Origin of the sequence: Paenibacillus sp. DP01 (genome assembly GCF_044784315.1) — a bacterium.
Classification (GTDB): domain Bacteria; phylum Bacillota; class Bacilli; order Paenibacillales; family Paenibacillaceae; genus Paenibacillus; species Paenibacillus polymyxa.
In genome coordinates, this window is the sequence record NZ_CP173059.1 from 1,238,765 (window position 1) to 1,255,942 (window position 17,178).

Genomic DNA, 17,178 nt, shown 5'->3' on the forward strand with positions numbered 1-17,178 from the left:
CATGTTCGAGCTGGATATCCGCAGCCGTAAGCCGATCTACGAACAGCTTATGGAGAAGGTTAAGGAAATGATCGTGTACGGATCGCTTCAGCCGGATGAGCAATTGCCTTCTGTACGGGCATTGTCCGCTCAACTTACGGTGAATCCGAATACGATTCAGAAAGCGTATCGCGAGCTGGAACGCGAAGGATATATTTATTCCGTTCAGGGCAAAGGCAGCTTTGTCACGCCTACCCAGCAGCAGCCGCAACAAATAAAGCGGGATGAGATTCGGGCGGCATTGTTAAAACTGATGATCGAAGCTGTCCATTTCGGTTTTACACAGCAGGAAGTGGACGACATATACGTGGAAGCTATGCAAACAAAGGAAAGGGGGATGTCCCTTGATTGAATTAAGGGAAGTCACAAAGACATTTACGGAAGAAAAGGCTGTCGATCAGCTCGCCCTGACGGTAAAGAAGGGCTCCATTTTTGGACTGCTGGGCTCGAACGGGGCAGGGAAAACGACCTTGCTCAAAATCATTGCCGGGATTTACCGGCCGGATACTGGTAAGGTGCTAATCGGTGGACAGCCGGTGTATGAGCAGCCTGAAGCCAAGCAGCACATTCTGTTTTTGCCGGATACCCCTTATTTTTTCCCGCAAGCGACAATTCGTCAGATGGCCCGGTTTTACCGCTCCATTTATCCAAGTTGGAGTGAAGAACGCTACACACAGCTTACGGAGATTTTCAAGCTGGACCCGAAGCGCAAACTTCACCGTTTTTCCAAGGGGATGAAGCGCCAAGCCGCTTTTTTGCTTGCCTTGAGCTGCATGCCAGAGCTGCTGGTTTTGGATGAACCCATTGATGGTCTGGACCCCGTGATGCGTAGAATGATCAAAAATCTCTTGTTCCAAGAAACCGCAGCACGTGAGATGACCGTCGTGATCTCATCTCATAATTTGCGTGAGATTGAAGACATGTGTGATCATGTCGGCATTATGCACCAAGGTCGGATGCTGTTGGAAAAAGAGGTGGATGACCTTAAATCCGATACGCATAAGGTGCAGGTTGCCTTTCGGGACAGCATGCATGAGGAAGCTGTCTGTGGCCAACTTTCGGTTGTACATAAGGAGCGGAGGGGCAGTGTTCTGCTGCTTATCATCCGGGGTGAGCGAGAGCGGATTGCAGAAACGATTGAAGCGTATGAGCCGCATGTGTTCGATTTGCTGCCGTTGACGCTTGAAGAAATTTTCATTTATGAAATGGAGGACGCAGGTTATGACATCCAACCGATTCTTCTGTAGCGGCGGCGTAATTCGCCAATGCCTGAGACAGCATGGCTGGATCGGTCTATTGTACTTGGCAGGATTGCTGTTTACAGTACCGCTGCCATTGTTTATGAGCACTGGTGATGAACAACCGCGAGTGGTTTTAAAAAGCTTGTTCGATAGCACAAACTCGGGTAATGAATTGCAAAAATTAATTTTAATGACCGTACCCGTGCTGGCAGGTGTGATGCTGCTTCGTTTTGTTCAGCGACAGGGGCCATCCGATTTGTATCATAGCCTACCTTTGCGTAGAGAGCATCTATTAACGTCACATTTAATTAGCGGTCTTGTTCTTTTACTTGTACCTGTATGGCTGACTGCGGGAGTAACTGCTTGGGTTAACACGTCAGTCGAACTGCCTTATATTTTTCAAATTAATGACGTTGGATCGTGGGCTTTGGTTGTGTCCGTCCTTACGATTTTCTTGTTTACTTTTACTGTGTTTGTAGGGATTTGTGTGGGACAATCGTTGCTACAGACCGTAGTAGTGTATGTTTTGCTGCTATTGCCTCAGTTTCTATTCATGATGATAGGGCGTTTTCTGGAACGTAATTTATACGGATATGTGCGGGTGCGAGAAACCGTTGTTCAATATATTAACGGCTCGGAGTTTCGCAGCAATAATAATGTTTGGGAAAACTTATCGCCGTTTGTACGCATTATGGACAACTTGCCACAGCGCGCCTTTTCTTACATGGAGCTACTCGCCTATCTAGGTATCTCTGTGCTGTTTGTCGCCTTGAGTTATGGTTTGTATCGTAAACGCTTGGTCGAAAAGGCGACTCAGGCTATAGCGTTTTCTTTCTTTCAACCTTTGTTCAAGGCAGGGGTTATACTATGCGCCATGCTTGTACTAGGCGATTATTTTTATAATGCAGGTACAAGAGGAGCTAATTGGTCGATTTTCGGGTATGCACTTGGAGCTATTTTAGGCTATATCGTTGTAGAAATGGTCGTCCGCAAGACGTGGCAAATTGTGCGTGTTCGTGCTTTGGTGGAAATGGTCGTTTACGGTGTGATCATGGGGCTGGTACTGTATATCCCGATTTCAGGTTGGTTGGGTTATGAGGGACGGATTCCAACAGCACACTCCGTAGAAAAAGTTTATGTCGGGCAAGAGGAGCCTCTAGGGGGAGATGCAGAAAAAGAAGCTTATTACTCCCAAGATAGGGCCTATATCGCCTCTGTACTGAATTTACATCGAGAACTCGTACGTGCACATGCAGCTGGCGAGAAAATGTTGTCCAAAAACCTGGCCGTCGAATCGGCATTCATAGTCTACCGTTTGGATGATGGTTCCACCATGACTCGCCGCTATACATTCCCGGAGAAGCCTTTCCGGACAGAACTGACTAAAGTGATGGAAGCAGAGCCTTATAAAACGGTGAGATACAAGCTGGATAAGCTGCAAGGAAAAGCAGAGACGATCAATATCGAATCCGTAGATGATAATGAAAGACGAGTGGTTTTAACCAATCCCAAAGAAACTCGTGAATTTGAAGCTGTACTCAGAGAAGAAGTATTAAATATGAGTTATAGCGAAATGCAATCACATCGATACCCTCTGGGGAATGTTTCTATTACAAATAAAGAGTCATCCTCTACCAATAACGAACCGAGCTGGCATCGTGAAATTTCATTTAATTGGCCGGCTTCATATCACAAGCTTACAGATTGGCTAGAGCAAAAAGGGTATGCGGATAAGGTCATCATTGATTCCAAGGATATTTTTTCGATACGGGCTGTTCCTATTATTTCTCAGGAAATGGAGCCTTATCAACCCAATCAATATATTGAAGACTATAAAATATTTAGAAGCATTCAACAAAAGCACAAAGCAATAACGATTGAAGATCCGAAGCTGTGGAGCACTGTACTGGAAAAGCGTAGATCTAATAGCTATACTCCAGATATGGCGAAAGGCACTTACTTGGTTCAAGTCAAGATCAAACCTTTATTTAGTTCAGATCCCCATACACGCTATTACTATTTTACTCCGAACGATATGACACCGGAGCTTGCCAAGGCATTACCGGCAGTTCCTTAAGCTCCTACGAGGGACAGTATCTGGTTTAGAGGGAATATGGACGGAGGTAGATGAACATGGGATGGTTCGGACACGACATATAACAACCTCATCGACGGGCAAGAGCTCCTCCACATTAGAACGGACATAAATAGAGACCAGAGTGATACAACGTAGAACATACAGAGAGAAGAGTTCAATATTGTACAGTCCAATAGTGGAGGAGCAAAAAAATATGAAATATACAGAAGATCGTGAATTTCTACAGTTGTTGGATCATCATAAACAGTCATTTTCCGGATGGGATTTTTCATTCATTTCGGACACGGGACGAGTGGCGAGCGAGCCTTTGGACTGGTCTTATGCCAGCAAGGCTTTGGCGTTGATGCATGCCTCGAAGGCGATGCTGGATATGGGAACAGGCGGGGGAGAGTTCTTGTCGCAGTTGCGCCCTTTTCCAGAGATCATATGTGCGACAGAGGCATATGCACCGAACGTACCTATCGCCAAGCAAAGATTGGAGCCGCTGGGTGTGCGCGTGATGGCTATTCATGATGACGATTCCCTTCCGTTTGACGATGCTGGGTTCGACCTTGTGCTGAACAAGCATGAGTCATTTTCGCCAGCGGAAGTGCACCGTATTTTGCGTTCAGGAGGTACGTTTTTGACTCAACAGGCAGGAGGCTTGGATTGTGCAGGCCTTAACGCCCGCTTGGGAGCACCTGATTACGTGTATGCGGACTGGACTCTTCCTCAAGCAATTGCAGGTTTGAAAAGTAATGGTTTTGAAATCGTAGAGCAGCGGGAACAGTTTCCGATCCAGCGCTTTTACGATATTGGAGCGATTGTCTATTACTTAAAAGTTATTGAATGGCAGATTGCAGACTTCCAGCCAGAGAAATATATAGAACAGCTGTATAGTCTGTATTTGGATATTAAACGTGATGGTTATTGGGACGTGAAGCAGCATCGTTTTTTAATCCATGCCAGAGCGATATAGAGAAGATTCGATACCAAAGAGGCCTATCCTGTAGGGGAGGCCTTTTTGTCATTTTTACTACCCTTTCGTATACTAATCTTTACCATAATTGTACAATGAAGAAGCAATAGCTTACAGACTCATTTCATTTATAAGATATAGGGGGATGTACATGTCTGAACCAAAGGAAGTTATAAGCAAGCCGAAAGAGGGCAATTCTGTGCGGATAGCATGGTTTTGGCCATGGCTGGTCGGTACGTTTATGTTTGGATTGTTTTCAGTCATGTTTAATATTATTTGGAGTATGGTTGTAGCACCTCAAGTGCAGTATTTGCTGAGGCATGAAGGTGTGACGGATATAACCGTGGTTGTAATATTGCTGCTATATGTATGGCTGGTCGGTCTCATTTTTGCAGCTTATGGTGCTTTGAGTGCGCATATGTCCAATATGCATAAGCTTCTGCTGATGCTGACTGGGCTAGCATCCTTATTATGCGGGCTGTGGTTGTGGATTATAGGACTACGAGGATCTGGCGGCCAACTTGCCGAAGTATCTGGAGGAGCGTGGGAGCTTTTTTCACTCTATCACGCTTGGGCGGAACCTATACTGGAAGTATTGGGGTCATATACACAGCTCGGTGGAATCTGGTTTCTGCTGACCGCACTGCTGCCCATAGCTGGCATGGTAGTCGGTGTTGGGGTAGATCGCTATCCAGCGGTGACCGACCAGCACGGAAAGGTGGACCATAGATGGCAATGGGTTGTAGCTGCAATATCTGCTGCGCTCATCATTGTGCTGACGATTACGCTCATGCTTCCTCAGCGTCCGTACATTGCGGAGAGGGATTTTCCGGTAGTAGATGGCGCTACAGCGGCCATTCCATTCGCACAGGATATGCTGCATGAATTGACCGGAATGAACAAGGTTCGTGCGGCTCACGAACTGAGATTCAACACAACACATCAGGCTTATGTCAATCTGATTGAAAAGAAGGCGGATCTGATACTGGTGGCGGGTCCATCCGATGAGGAATTGCGCCTGGCGAAAAGTCGGGGAATTCAAATGAAGCTTACACCTATCGGGTGGGATGCGTTTATTTTTCTCGTTCATAAAGGCAATCCGGTTAACGGACTTTCTTCGGAGCAGGTGCGCAGCATATATGAAGGATCTATTCGTAACTGGCGTGAAGTAGGGGGCAAGAATCAGCCGATCGTTGCTTATCAGCGGGAGGAAAACTCAGGAAGCCAAACATATATGCAGAAGAAAGTGATGAAAGGTCAGGACATGGCTGAACCGCCTCGGGAACTCCGAATTGGTATAATGGGTGAGATGATTAATGCAATTGCTGATTTTGACAAGGATCACAACGCGCTCGGTTATTCATTTTATTATTTCGCAAATGTGATGCATAATCGTCAAGAGGTCAAATTTTTATCTATTAATGGAGTGGAGCCCGACAAAGAACACATTCGTTCGAAACAATATCCATTCACAGCCCAACTGTTTGTAGTTACACGCGAAGGCGAAAAGCCACGTGCTTCGATGCAACGATTACTCGAATGGCTGCAAAGCGAAGCAGGAACTCAGGCCATTGAAAAAGGCGGCTTTGTTCCTGTAAACTCGTAATCCTATAACGATTCGAATACAGTCAGTATCGTATATTCACCGCAAGAGTGAAACCAATACAGCAGGGTAATACATAGAATATGCTTTGCTGTGAATACAATACCCGCGCAGCAAGTATATCAACAACTTAAGGGGATGAACAAAAATGAAGAAAAAAACATCGGTTTGGGTGCTTTTACTCGCCGTAGCCATAGTAGCAGCAGGTTGTGAAACAGGATCACAAACAGGACAAACGGCTCAGAATAAACCAAAGGATTCTGCATCGACACAAGTCAATGATTCGGGAGCCACTGTAGATACACCGGAACAGCAGACTGCTTCTGACGGCAAAAGCAGCACATCCCCGTCCAGCACTGACAGAGCAGTGGAGACAGGAGGGCAAACGAAGACAGATGCTAGTATAGCGAACGTCCGCATGGACAATATTACCGCGCTTCGATTAATCGACGGCCAATCTGGCTGGATCGGCGGTAATGGATGGATTGCCCGAACAGACGCGGCTCCATCCGGTTCAGTCGGTTCAGCTTGGAATGTGCAGTATCAAGGCAAAGGTACGGTTCAACAGATTTTTGCCTTGAATGGAGAGCAGGCCTGGGCTGTTATGGAAGATAGTGGTTCACTGCTGGCAACTCACGATGGCGGCAAGCATTGGGAAGCTGTCGGGACTGTACCTGAGCAAGGACAAGCGGACTTTTTACACTTTGTATCATCCAAGGAAGGATTTAGTGGCAACCAATATACCAAGGATGGTGGACAAAGCTGGTCTTCGCTCCTTGTGCCTAGCCACATGGTAGGACAGCCATATTTTCATGATCGGCAAAACGGCTGGGCAGTAACCCAGAAAACAGATCGCTCGATCCAGATTTTGCACACCGTTAACGGTGGTCAAGATTGGACTCCTGTCATGTCGCGGACAACCGAGGGGCCTCTGAACGGAGTAACTATTCGATCGGTAGGACGGGGCAACGCATGGATTGAGCTGGTTGGAGATACGGGGATGAATCAGACGTCGTATTCGCTTTGGCATACGGCTGATAGCGGACAAAGCTGGCGTACTGTACTGGCGAATTCTACTGCCGGCGGCGGTCCTGCACCAGGTGTTAGCCAGCAAGACAATCAGGTTGCCAAAAATGAAGGGACAGCACCAGGCATGCTCTATGCGGTTAACATCAGTACCGCTTTGATGGGTGGCTACTGTGCACCGTGTGACAAGCCTAATACGATTGGTTGGACCAATGACGGAGGCAAGACGTGGAACAATGGCAAACAAGGCTTTGATGGTTATGGCGGTCAGCAAATCGGGATGGCCAATGCCAAGGAAGGCTGGGCTATTTTCTCGGATTCAGAGCAGGCCCCGATCCTATATACCACCTCGGATGGTGGTCAGCACTGGACGCAGAGTCATGTATTTGACAAGCCTGTGACACCAGGCTCCTAAGGAGGGAATGTAGTTGAGTCAACATAAGAGAAGTGCGATTACATGGGCGGACGGTCGTGAAGTACCACTCATCGGGCAGGGCACGTGGTATATGGGCGAAAAAGCCTCGCTTCGGCAGGAGGAGGTGCGTGCGCTTCAACTTGGCTTCGAGCTGGGGATGACGCTAGTAGACACGGCTGAAATGTATGCGGAGGGCGGCGCAGAAGAGATCGTCGGGGAGGCCATTCGAGGCCGCCGGGACGATGTGTATCTTGTCAGCAAAGCCTACCCTCATCATGCGGACCGTCAAGGATTGGCTCAAGCCTGCGAAGCAAGCCTAACCCGAATGGGAACCGAACACGTGGACATGTATCTGCTGCATTGGCGCGGGAATATTCCACTAGAAGAGACAATACAAGGTATGGAAAAACTGCGTGAGCAAGGCAAAATCCGCAACTGGGGCGTGTCCAATCTCGACAAATCCGATATGGAGGAGCTTTGGAGCCTGAGTAATGGCAAAGCCTGTGCTGTCAACCAAGTGCTGTATCACGCGGCTTCGCGAGGTATCGAATATGATCTGCTTCCTTGGAGCCGTACGCATGGGGTGCCTGTAATGGCCTATTGCCCGATTGCCCAAGGTGGACGCCTGCGACGAGGACTACTGGAGCATCCCGTTATGGTAGACATTGCTGCCAGCCACGGAGTAACTCCATCGCAAATCGCACTCGCATGGGTTATACGGGACGGTGATGTGTGGGCAATCCCCAAGGCGGTACAAGAATCGCATGTACGAGAAAATGCAGCGGCAGCAAGCATTCGGCTCACCCCTGAACAACTTCAACAAATAGACGAGGCTTTTCCTCCGCCAACGAGGAAGCAGCCGCTGGATATGGTTTGAGGAAGGAGGGGCCCGATGACAGAACCAGAGACAGAACTACACGAGGTAGATGATCATCTCGACTATGGATTATCCGTTGTATTTATCGGCTTTAATCCCAGTCTGAAATCCGGCGAGGTAGGACATCATTACGCTAATCCGCGCAACCGCTTTTGGCGCATACTGGAGGGGGCTGGCTTGACCCTTCGCTTATACGATCCATCGGAAGATCGGGAGCTGCTAAAGCTGGGTTTCGGTTTTACCAACATTGTCTCCCGTCCTACCAGAGGAGTGGAGGACATTACCCGTGAGGAATACGCCGAAGGACGTCTGAAGCTGCATGCGAAGCTAATGGAATACCGCCCGAAGGTCGCTTGCTTTGTCGGCAAAGGCGTGTACACCGAATATAGTAAAAAATCCAAAGCGGATTGGGGATTTCAGCCTGAACCGCTAATCCCCGAAATGCATGAATTTGTGGCACCTTCGTCTAGTGGACTGGTGCGCATGTCGCTGGAAGAAATCACGGATATTTATCGCCGTCTCCAAACGTTCCTTTCGTCAGAAGCCGTCTAAAATGCGGCTACGTTTGGTAGATGCAGCATACAAAGAACCATACACTTTAATCCTTACTGGGAAAAGTGTATGGTTCTTTGTGCTGCTTCTTTTCTATTGTAGGGTTTTGGTCTGCCATGCCTGTTCCACAGGAACATAAGGATACCCCAGATCACGGGCGACTGCTTCGTAGGTGATATGTCCGTTCAGGACATTGGTACCGCTAAGCAGCGGCTTGCTTCTGCGAAGTGCCTCTAGCACACCGAGATCCGCAAGTTGGAGAGCAAAGGGGAGCGTCGCGTTCGTCAGAGCGAGCGTGGAGGTTTGTGGTACTGCGCCAGGCATGTTCGCTACTGCATAGTGAATGACGCCATGCTTTACATAGGTTGGCTGATCATGTGTCGTGATGTGGTCAATCGTCTCAACAATGCCACCTTGGTCAATGGCGACATCGACGATCACTGAACCGGGTTGCATTGTCTGCACCATGGCCTCTGTTACGAGCCGCGGGGCTTTGGCACCAGTGATCAGGACAGCACCGATCAGCAAATCACTTTGCGCCACGGCTTCAGCAATGTTGGAAGGGGTGGACACCAATGTATGGAGCTGATTGCCAAAAATATCGTCCAGTTGGCGCAATCTTTGCAGGCTTAGATCGATCAATGTAACATCTGCGCCGAGACCGATAGCGACCTTGGCAGCATTGGTGCCGACCACCCCTCCGCCAATAATAGTTACTTTACCGCGTTTGACCCCTGGCACACCTGCCAGTAGGATGCCTTTACCGCCTTTTGGTTTTTCCAACAGCTGTGCTCCGATTTGTACAGCCATTCGGCCTGCAACCTCGCTCATGGGGGTAAGCAACGGTAGGCTTCCTTCCACATTTAGCGTTTCATAGGAAATGGCGGCCACGCCGTTGTCTGTTAAAGCCCGGGCCAGTGCGGGCTCGGCAGCCAGATGCAGATAGGTGAACAAAATCAAACCTGGTCGAAAATACCTGTATTCAGAGGGGAGCGGCTCTTTTACTTTGATAATCATATCCGCCTGGGACCACACATCTGCCGCTTGCTGAACAAGGATCGCACCCGCAGTGGCATAATCTCCGTCTGTATAGCCACTTTCAACCCCTGCATGGCTTTCTACAAACACTTGATGTCCGTGTTGAATCATTTGAGCAGCACCCGCAGGTGTCAGAGCGACACGATTTTCATTGTTTTTAATCTCTTTTGGAATCCCAATTTTCATTCGTTTCACCTCTCCTAAAAATAATTGTTATCCAACGGCAAATAATTGTTTTTAGGGCAGCTACGCTGCAGAATCAATGTTTGTTGAACGTGTTTTAGGGCAGCTCCCCCTGCTATGGTTTACTGTTGGATGCGACCAAACGAGCTTAGAAAATTGCACTATCATTTGTAAGCAGCCTGCTGATTAGTTACATGGACTCAAGCCGATAAATGCAATTCATGTTAGATTAGGTACAGTTTACAAGGGGTGCGACTCCTTCGCATCATACATTTTGTCGGATTATCTGACTTAAAGGCTCGACTTTTTGATGAATATATGTCATATAAAATGACATAAAGACATACACATAGGGAGAATGCCGATGAAAGGTAAAAAAACATTTACCATTGCGGATGTGCTGGAACGTCCTGTTTTCCGGCGGGCGAAGCTGGCAGCGGGGGAACAGGGCGTAAATCGCCGTGTGGGTTGGGTTCATGTGCTAGAAATCACCAATGTATCCCCCTTTGTGAGCCGTCATGACCTGATTTTGACGACCGGCCTGTGGTTAATCCGGAAGGGGGAAGAGCGCGCCGAGTATATGGAGCAGCTGATCCGCTCGGAAGCCGCAGGATTGTGTGTGGAGCTGGGCACGAGCATCCATGAGATCCCCTCTGAAATACTGGAGCTGGCGGAACGGCATCACTTCCCGGTCATCATATTTGAGCAGCCGGTGCGTTTTGTTGAAATTACACAAGATATTCACTCCCTACTTATTAACCGACATCATGAACTATTAAAAGATCTGGAGCGATTTTCACGTCAGCTTCAGCAGGAAACCCTACGCAGCACCGATATGAATGCCCTCTTGCGTGTGCTCCATGACTACGCTGCCCGGCAGGTCATCTACATGTCCTCCATTGATACCAATCGATTCGTGCCTTCCGTCCAGCCGGATGTGGCAGACCATATTGCGGATTTTTATGCCAATGAAGTGGAATCCAGTATGACTGCCGATCGTGAAGGGCACCTGCTGTTTCACCTAAATGAATCCACTGCCGTCTTGTTTCAGCCTGTTGTATGCTTCGGTCAGGTGTTTTCCGCTGTAGGTGTGGTACTGCATAATGAAATGCCGACGGAAGAAATGTCGCTGCTCATTGATTACACAGCCAAGGCGGCCGCTACATTGGTACTGAGAACACAGTTTCTTGAAGACCGATTGCTACGTAATCAAAATGAACTGATTCAGGATGTATTGAACGGCCAGCTTCCCAATGAAGAACAGGCCCAGACCCGGATGGGACTGCGATTGTTAACGAAGGGTCGGTATTTATTTTGGGCAGGAGTCATCGAGGTAGAGCATCAGGACAAGGACGCAAGTCAGGTGCGCAAGGAATCCATCAATCAGGATGTATTAGTGCTGCTTCGTTCTCTGTTGAAAAAAGAAGCGTTGCACAATCTGTTGATGATGAAAGGAAGTCAATGCTACATCCTTTGTGCCAAGGAGGAATTAACGCTGCGTTCCGAAGCGCAGATGAAAAAAGTGCTGGCCCATACGGTCCAATATATTCAGAACTATGCCGCAGGACAGCTTGATAAAGTGCGCATTCATGCAGGCTTTGGTAAGGTAAGGCACCGCATGACCGGGACGGACCGCAGTTTTGAAGAGGCATATCAGGTCATTGAAGTCGCGCGAAGCGTCCCGGTCATGCAGGATCAGCTATTTTACGACAGCATCGGAATCTATCAATTGTTGAAAGCAGTGCCTCGCATTCCTTTTCTACAAGAATTTGTACAGGACCATTTGGGCGAGCTGATTGCGCATGATCGTGAGCATCATATGCAGCTTCTGGATACGCTGGATGCCTACTTTCAATGTCATGGCTCCAAGCGTGATACCGCCGGAGTTTTGTATATTCATAGGCAGACTCTTTATAATCGACTGGATAAAATTAATGAAATCGTAGAGGGAAATTTGGCAGACCCTGACAAACGTCGCTGTCTGGAGATGGCACTCCTGGCTTACCGGATGCTTCAGGCTGAAAATTGATCCTAAATAACTAGTTCTATTTTCTATTCTACTCATTTACAATGCGTGTTAACACTGAGATAATAGAAGAGATAACGGAAATATCTTGAAAGGGGATTAATATGAATATAAAAAAATGGATTGCCGTCCCTCTTATTCTGTTAATGGTAGCTTTGACAGGTTGCCAGGCAGTAGGCGGATTTGATGTAAGTAAAAATTTATTGGGAACACTTGATGTGAAATCCCAGCAGACAACGGAGAAAATTTCTCTTAAATTAACTCCAAAAGAAGGAATCACGCAAGGAGATCAACAAATCGTAGATTTGATTAATTCGATTTCGGTGACTGTAGATGAAGCTAAGGTACAATCGGAGGAAGTTGCTTCCGCCAAGGGTACTTTACACATTGATAAGTATAATTTGCCATTTGAGCTTGCTTTGGATCGCCAAGGTATGGCTATTCACCTGGAAGGTGCCAAAAAGCCTTATTACATATCTCTGAACTCGCAAGAGCGTTTGAGCGGTCTGCCTGCTGGGTTTGATCCTTATGCATATTCCAAAGACGTGAGAGATCTGACCAAAACAGCCGCTGCACTTATGCTTAAGCATGCTCCTAACCCTTCGACCATTTCTGCAACATCTGTAACCGAAGAAGTATACGGTGAAAAAGACAAGGTGAAACTGACCCGTCTCCATACAGAACTGCGCGGTGATGAACTGGTTGCATTGGTAAAACCGTTCCTGACAAATCTGGCCAAGGATGAAGCTGGCTTAAAAGAATTGATCGGCCAAGCTATTGATGTGACTAAAACCATCGCTTCCGGCGTAGCTATTGAGGGTAGTGATAAAGTAACAACAGAACTAAATGAAAACAAAGAAAAGCTGGTCAACGAGGCTTACACTGAGGTTAAAAAGTATTTGGACCTGGCTGTGGCACAGTATGATGTAGGAGTCAGCACTATGTATGCACAGGCACCTGAAATCAAAACAGTCCTGAGTGCCAACACGGTGCTGAAAAACGACATGTATTTTGATGAAAAAGGAAATGTTCGCAAAGCGCTGACAGACTTGACAGTCGCGTTGCCAGATGTGGACGATCTTCCGGTGAAGTCCTTTACCATTCTGACCGAGACTCAAGCCTGGAACGTCAATGGTAGTGTAACGGCCGATAAAGTAGATCTTTCTAACGGCGTTATTGACTTGAATACACAAGCTGAATTAACTCCAGGAGCGACGCTGCGCAATTTTGAAGCAAATTCTCCGATCTACAATATTTTAAAAAATGATTTGGAAATTACAAAAGTAGAAACAATTTTCGATCCTAAAGACGATTACTACGTTTTGGAGAATCGTGGAGGTACGGCCTTCATCCCACTGCGTGAACTGACAGGTGAATTGAGCTCAGAACTAAAATGGGATGCAGCTGCAAAACAAACAACTGTAATTGATGATATTACTGGTAAAACGATTAAGCTGAAAAGCGGCTCCAAGCAGGCTGTACTGGAAGGAAGCACATTGACGTTGCCACAAGCTCCATACACGGATGAATATGGCACATTGTATGTTCCTTTCAAATCTGTTGCAGAGGTACTTGGCGCTACTGTAACTCGTAACAATGCTGGAGAATATGTACTGAAACGCGATTAAAAAGAAATCAAAGTACACCTTCTTCTTCTTAACGGTTATTACATGGAATGAATCAGGTATAAATACAGGAACCAGTCCGGATTAGGGGCTGGTTCTTTTTTAGTTATATTGGTAAAATGCTCATAAAAGCGATTAAAATAAGCGCTTACAGATTAAAATTGTGCCATACTTTTACACAGGAAAAATTGAGATAATTAAAGCATCATTCTGAGTGGAAAACACATACAAGTAGGGGGATATACGATGAAAGATATGGAGCTATTGAATTCCAGCGAGGGACAGATGGTGCTTGCTCGAATGTACGGTCAACAACAAGTTTCCGAGCAAACCTCTAGATATCAATCACTTATACAGGCGTATCAGGAGCATTTTGGTGTAGGGGATATTGAATTATTTAGTGCTCCAGGGCGATGCGAAATTGGAGGGAATCATACAGACCACAACCACGGGAAGGTGCTGGCAGGCAGTATTACACTTGATACGATCGCTGTAGCAGCTAGAGTGGAAGAACCTGTTATTACCTTCTTTTCTGAAGGCTACCAAACGAAATACGTCATTGATTTAAACGACTTGGTACCAAAACCGGAGGATGATGGTACGATGCTGCTGATCCGTGGCATTGCAGCTGGTTTACTTGAATTCGGGTATCGCATCGGAGGATTTCAGGCTTATATATCGAGTAATGTATTCTCTGCTTCAGGATTAAGCTCTTCCGCTTCGTTTGAAATGTTGATATGCACAATATTAAATCATTTTTATAACGAGGGAGCATTAGATACTGTTGCTAAATCCAAAATTGGTCAGTATGCGGAGAATGTCTACTGGAACAAGCCTTCGGGGCTGCTCGATCAGATGGCTTGCGCCTATGGCGGCTTGATTTCCATTGATTTTGAAAATCCCAAGGAACCGATCATTAATCCAGTCCATTGGAATTTTGAACAAAACGGGTACTCCCTGGTTATTGTAAATACAGGTGGAAATCATGCTGATTTAACGGATGACTACGCAGCGGTGCCGAACGAAATGCGTGCTGTGGCTCAGTCTTTGGGCGCTTCTGTTTGCCGTGACTTATCGCCTGAGAATCTGTATGCCAATCTCAAGATGGTCAGGGAAAAAGCTGGGGATCGGGCAGTACTTCGTGCTTTGCATTTTTTTGAAGAAAATAAGCGTGTGGATGAGCAGGTGAAATCGCTGGAGGAAGGGCGCTTTTCTGATTTCTTAAGGCTGGTCACCGAATCTGGAAACTCTTCCTGGAAATGGCTGCAGAACGTTTATAGAAGTGGGATTGATCGGGAACAAGATGTATCGGTTGCACTGGCTTTAACAGAAATGTATTTAAAATCAATTGGTGATAGCGCATGCAGGGTACATGGTGGCGGCTTTGCTGGTGTGATCTTGACGATTCTTCCCAATGATCATGTGGAGGATTACAAGGAGTGGATCAGCGGAATGCTGGGAACTCCAGTGCTCGTTGTCAACGTCCGTGAGGATGGTGCTGTTAATGTAAGCGAATTGATCAATGCTGAGCGGACTCGTAGCAAGTGTACTAACTAGTCAGTCAAAGACTTTAACCTATAGGTTAAAGTCTTTGTTCTTTTTATGGCCGATACAGCTTAGGCATGCGTTATAATAGAGAGATGGAAGTTCTAATGAAGGAGGGCCTGTCATGGCAATATATCCGTCCTGGTCCTATTCACAATCAAGGGCCCAAACGTTCGACGAATGCTTACGCAAATACTATTATCATTATTACGGATCGCATAATGGCTGGAATTCGGCACAGGGCACTGAAGAACAAGTTACGTTGTATCGGCTTAAGCAACTGAGCAACTTATATGTTTTATTCGGGAATATTACGCACCAAATGTGTGAATCGGTCATACGTGGGTGGATGGAAAAAGGGGCTGTCCCGCGCACAGCATTTCTGGAGACCGCTATGAAGAGCATGTTGAATGACAGCTACAAGGAATCCTTACACCGTGAGCTATGGCTGCAAGATCCCAAAAATCGGGTCATGCTGGCCGAAATTTACTACGATGATGAAGTGCTTCCGGAACGGATTGCCCGGATTAAGGAGCGACAGCACGCGGTGGTACACAATTTGTATCGTACCGCAGTTTGGCGTGAGCTGCAACAGGGCCAGGCCCGAATCGTTGAGGTGGAAAAATGGGATACGATGCTCCTACATGAGACAAAAGTATATGTCAAAATGGATTTGCTCTATCGTAGAGACAACGGAGACATGGTTATTGTAGATTGGAAAACAGGTAAGGAAGGCAACTTCTCCGACCAGTTATTTTTGTATGCTTCCTATGTGCAGGAGCATTATCAGCTTCCTTTGGAGAAAATTGAGGTACGGGTAGAGTATTTGATGACAGGAGAGCATGAAGTATATCGCCCCACACCAGAGGATATCGACAAGGTAGTTGGCAATGTAGGACGTTACATCGAGGAAATGAAGTCCTGCCTCGATGATGATTACTATAATCGACCCAAGCCCGAGTCTTTCTTTACCCCGATGCCTTCACGCAGAGTATGCGGCGGCTGTAATTTTCGCGAGGTGTGTAAGTACCGAGCGGTCTGAAATCGAAAAATTAACATCAAAACGGAGTAGGTGGAATGGTGCTGCACAAGCAATAGCGGTGGGAAGCACCATCCACCTGCATAATGGCTATAACTCTCTCAAATTCTGAAACCGCTTTCCAATTCGGAGAATACGAGGTATGATAAGGGTATTATTGGAAATTGTGAAGGGGGACAGTGGAAAAATGCCGAGTACAGGACACACACGTATTCTTTTTCAAGGAGATTCCATTACAGACGGAGGAAGGGGACGGAATGAGGACGCGAACCATGGGCTGGGTCAGAGCTATGTGTATCTGATCGCTGGGACACTCGGGAGTCGACTGACTGCTACACAACCGGAATTTGTAAACCGGGGTGTTTCGGGGGATCGGGTTTCGGATTTGTATGCTCGTTGGAATGAAGACACGTTTAGCCTACAGCCGAACCTGCTCAGTATTCTAATCGGAGTGAACGATGCCTGGCGGATCGTGGAGCAGGAGCCGTCCGGGGTGACGGACCGATTTGAACGAGCCTATTGCCACCTGCTGGAGGAGACGCGTGAAGTGATGCCTGATACCGGGCTGGTGCTGTGTGAGCCGTTTATTTTGAAAACAGGAGCTACCGAGGCGCGCTGGGACATTTGGCAAGAAAAAATAACGGGCTACCAGCGTATTGTACGTCAACTTGCCGACAAATATGGGGCCGTATTTGTGCCGCTCCAGAGCATGTTGAACGAGGCCGCTACCAAGGCGGACGCTTCCTATTGGCTGCATGACGGGGTTCATCCGACAGCGGTCGGGCACCAGTTAATAGCCGATCAATGGATAGATATCGTGCAAAAGAGTCCGCTGGCGATTCGTTAACAAAGACATACATAGTCTATTCCTTGTCATTTTTGGGTAATACACGATTATGGACATCATTACTTA

Annotated in this window: 14 protein-coding genes; 13 read left to right on the plus strand and 1 reads right to left on the minus strand. The window is 47.0% G+C overall.

All coding sequences use genetic code 11. The features are described from left to right. Position 1: 1 nt before the first annotated feature. From ACH59B_RS05375 to ACH59B_RS05410, 8 genes are all read left to right on the plus strand, one after another. Positions 2-391, plus strand: coding sequence for a GntR family transcriptional regulator (locus ACH59B_RS05375; protein WP_016821396.1), 390 nt, complete (start codon positions 2-4; stop codon positions 389-391). Then, positions 384-1,286, plus strand: a complete 903-nt coding sequence (locus ACH59B_RS05380) for an ABC transporter ATP-binding protein (protein ID WP_016821395.1) — start codon at positions 384-386, stop codon at positions 1,284-1,286. The genes ACH59B_RS05375 and ACH59B_RS05380 overlap by 8 nt, the downstream gene beginning before the upstream one ends. Further along, positions 1,261-3,357, plus strand: coding sequence for a DUF6449 domain-containing protein (locus ACH59B_RS05385; protein WP_017426356.1), 2,097 nt, complete (start codon positions 1,261-1,263; stop codon positions 3,355-3,357). Before ACH59B_RS05380 ends, ACH59B_RS05385 begins: the two co-directional genes overlap by 26 nt. A 214-nt stretch (positions 3,358-3,571) precedes the next feature. Continuing rightward, a complete protein-coding gene (locus tag ACH59B_RS05390) occupies positions 3,572-4,336 on the plus strand; it encodes a class I SAM-dependent methyltransferase (RefSeq protein WP_016821393.1) in 765 nt (254 codons plus the stop codon). Between the two features lie 151 nt (positions 4,337-4,487). Next, a complete protein-coding gene (locus ACH59B_RS05395) occupies positions 4,488-5,942 on the plus strand; it encodes a PstS family phosphate ABC transporter substrate-binding protein (RefSeq protein WP_017426357.1) in 1,455 nt (484 codons plus the stop codon). 145 nt (positions 5,943-6,087) lie between these two features. Then, a complete protein-coding gene (locus tag ACH59B_RS05400) occupies positions 6,088-7,380 on the plus strand; it encodes a hypothetical protein (protein ID WP_017426358.1) in 1,293 nt (430 codons plus the stop codon). 13 nt (positions 7,381-7,393) lie between these two features. After that, a complete protein-coding gene (locus tag ACH59B_RS05405) occupies positions 7,394-8,257 on the plus strand; it encodes an aldo/keto reductase (RefSeq protein ID WP_017426359.1) in 864 nt (287 codons plus the stop codon). A 15-nt stretch (positions 8,258-8,272) separates the two neighbouring features. Beyond that, positions 8,273-8,809 (plus strand): mismatch-specific DNA-glycosylase, encoded by a 537-nt coding sequence (locus ACH59B_RS05410; RefSeq protein WP_017426360.1) that lies wholly within the window; start codon positions 8,273-8,275, stop codon positions 8,807-8,809. Between the two features lie 93 nt (positions 8,810-8,902). Here ACH59B_RS05410 and ald read toward each other — a convergent pair whose 3' ends face one another. Further along, on the minus strand, positions 8,903-10,033 hold the full coding sequence (gene ald, locus ACH59B_RS05415) for an alanine dehydrogenase (protein WP_031463018.1): 1,131 nt from the start codon (positions 10,031-10,033) through the stop codon (positions 8,903-8,905). Positions 10,034-10,394: 361 nt separating this feature from the next. Here ald and ACH59B_RS05420 point away from each other — a divergent pair, with 361 nt between their 5' ends. The 5 genes from ACH59B_RS05420 (at position 10,395) to ACH59B_RS05440 (ending at position 17,112) form a co-directional block, all read left to right on the plus strand. Beyond that, positions 10,395-12,059, plus strand: a complete 1,665-nt coding sequence (locus ACH59B_RS05420; protein WP_017426362.1) for a PucR family transcriptional regulator — start codon at positions 10,395-10,397, stop codon at positions 12,057-12,059. A gap of 101 nt (positions 12,060-12,160) precedes the next feature. Beyond that, complete coding sequence (locus ACH59B_RS05425) at positions 12,161-13,684, plus strand: copper amine oxidase N-terminal domain-containing protein (RefSeq protein WP_017426363.1); 1,524 nt, start codon at positions 12,161-12,163, stop codon at positions 13,682-13,684. 243 nt (positions 13,685-13,927) lie between these two features. Continuing rightward, positions 13,928-15,238, plus strand: a complete 1,311-nt coding sequence (locus ACH59B_RS05430; protein ID WP_045244131.1) for a galactokinase family protein — start codon at positions 13,928-13,930, stop codon at positions 15,236-15,238. 112 nt (positions 15,239-15,350) lie between these two features. Next, a complete protein-coding gene (locus ACH59B_RS05435) occupies positions 15,351-16,268 on the plus strand; it encodes a PD-(D/E)XK nuclease family protein (protein ID WP_045244130.1) in 918 nt (305 codons plus the stop codon). Between the two features lie 139 nt (positions 16,269-16,407). Beyond that, on the plus strand, positions 16,408-17,112 hold the full coding sequence (locus ACH59B_RS05440; RefSeq protein ID WP_404303461.1) for an SGNH/GDSL hydrolase family protein: 705 nt from the start codon (positions 16,408-16,410) through the stop codon (positions 17,110-17,112). Positions 17,113-17,178 lie beyond the last annotated feature (66 nt).

What these genes read in the sequence shown, in the direction of transcription:
- ACH59B_RS05375 (WP_016821396.1), top strand. Translation starts at nt 2, where the DNA reads ATGTTCGAGCTGGATATCCGCAGCCGTAAGCCGATCTACGAACAGCTT.
- ACH59B_RS05385 (WP_017426356.1), top strand. Translation starts at nt 1,261, where the DNA reads ATGACATCCAACCGATTCTTCTGTAGCGGCGGCGTAATTCGCCAATGC.
- ACH59B_RS05390 (WP_016821393.1), top strand. Translation starts at nt 3,572, where the DNA reads ATGAAATATACAGAAGATCGTGAATTTCTACAGTTGTTGGATCATCAT.
- ACH59B_RS05395 (WP_017426357.1), top strand. Translation starts at nt 4,488, where the DNA reads ATGTCTGAACCAAAGGAAGTTATAAGCAAGCCGAAAGAGGGCAATTCT.
- ACH59B_RS05400 (WP_017426358.1), top strand. Translation starts at nt 6,088, where the DNA reads ATGAAGAAAAAAACATCGGTTTGGGTGCTTTTACTCGCCGTAGCCATA.
- ACH59B_RS05410 (WP_017426360.1), top strand. Translation starts at nt 8,273, where the DNA reads ATGACAGAACCAGAGACAGAACTACACGAGGTAGATGATCATCTCGAC.
- ald (WP_031463018.1), bottom strand. Translation starts at nt 10,033, where the DNA reads ATGAAAATTGGGATTCCAAAAGAGATTAAAAACAATGAAAATCGTGTC.
- ACH59B_RS05420 (WP_017426362.1), top strand. Translation starts at nt 10,395, where the DNA reads ATGAAAGGTAAAAAAACATTTACCATTGCGGATGTGCTGGAACGTCCT.
- ACH59B_RS05425 (WP_017426363.1), top strand. Translation starts at nt 12,161, where the DNA reads ATGAATATAAAAAAATGGATTGCCGTCCCTCTTATTCTGTTAATGGTA.
- ACH59B_RS05430 (WP_045244131.1), top strand. Translation starts at nt 13,928, where the DNA reads ATGAAAGATATGGAGCTATTGAATTCCAGCGAGGGACAGATGGTGCTT.
- ACH59B_RS05435 (WP_045244130.1), top strand. Translation starts at nt 15,351, where the DNA reads ATGGCAATATATCCGTCCTGGTCCTATTCACAATCAAGGGCCCAAACG.
- ACH59B_RS05440 (WP_404303461.1), top strand. Translation starts at nt 16,408, where the DNA reads ATGATAAGGGTATTATTGGAAATTGTGAAGGGGGACAGTGGAAAAATG.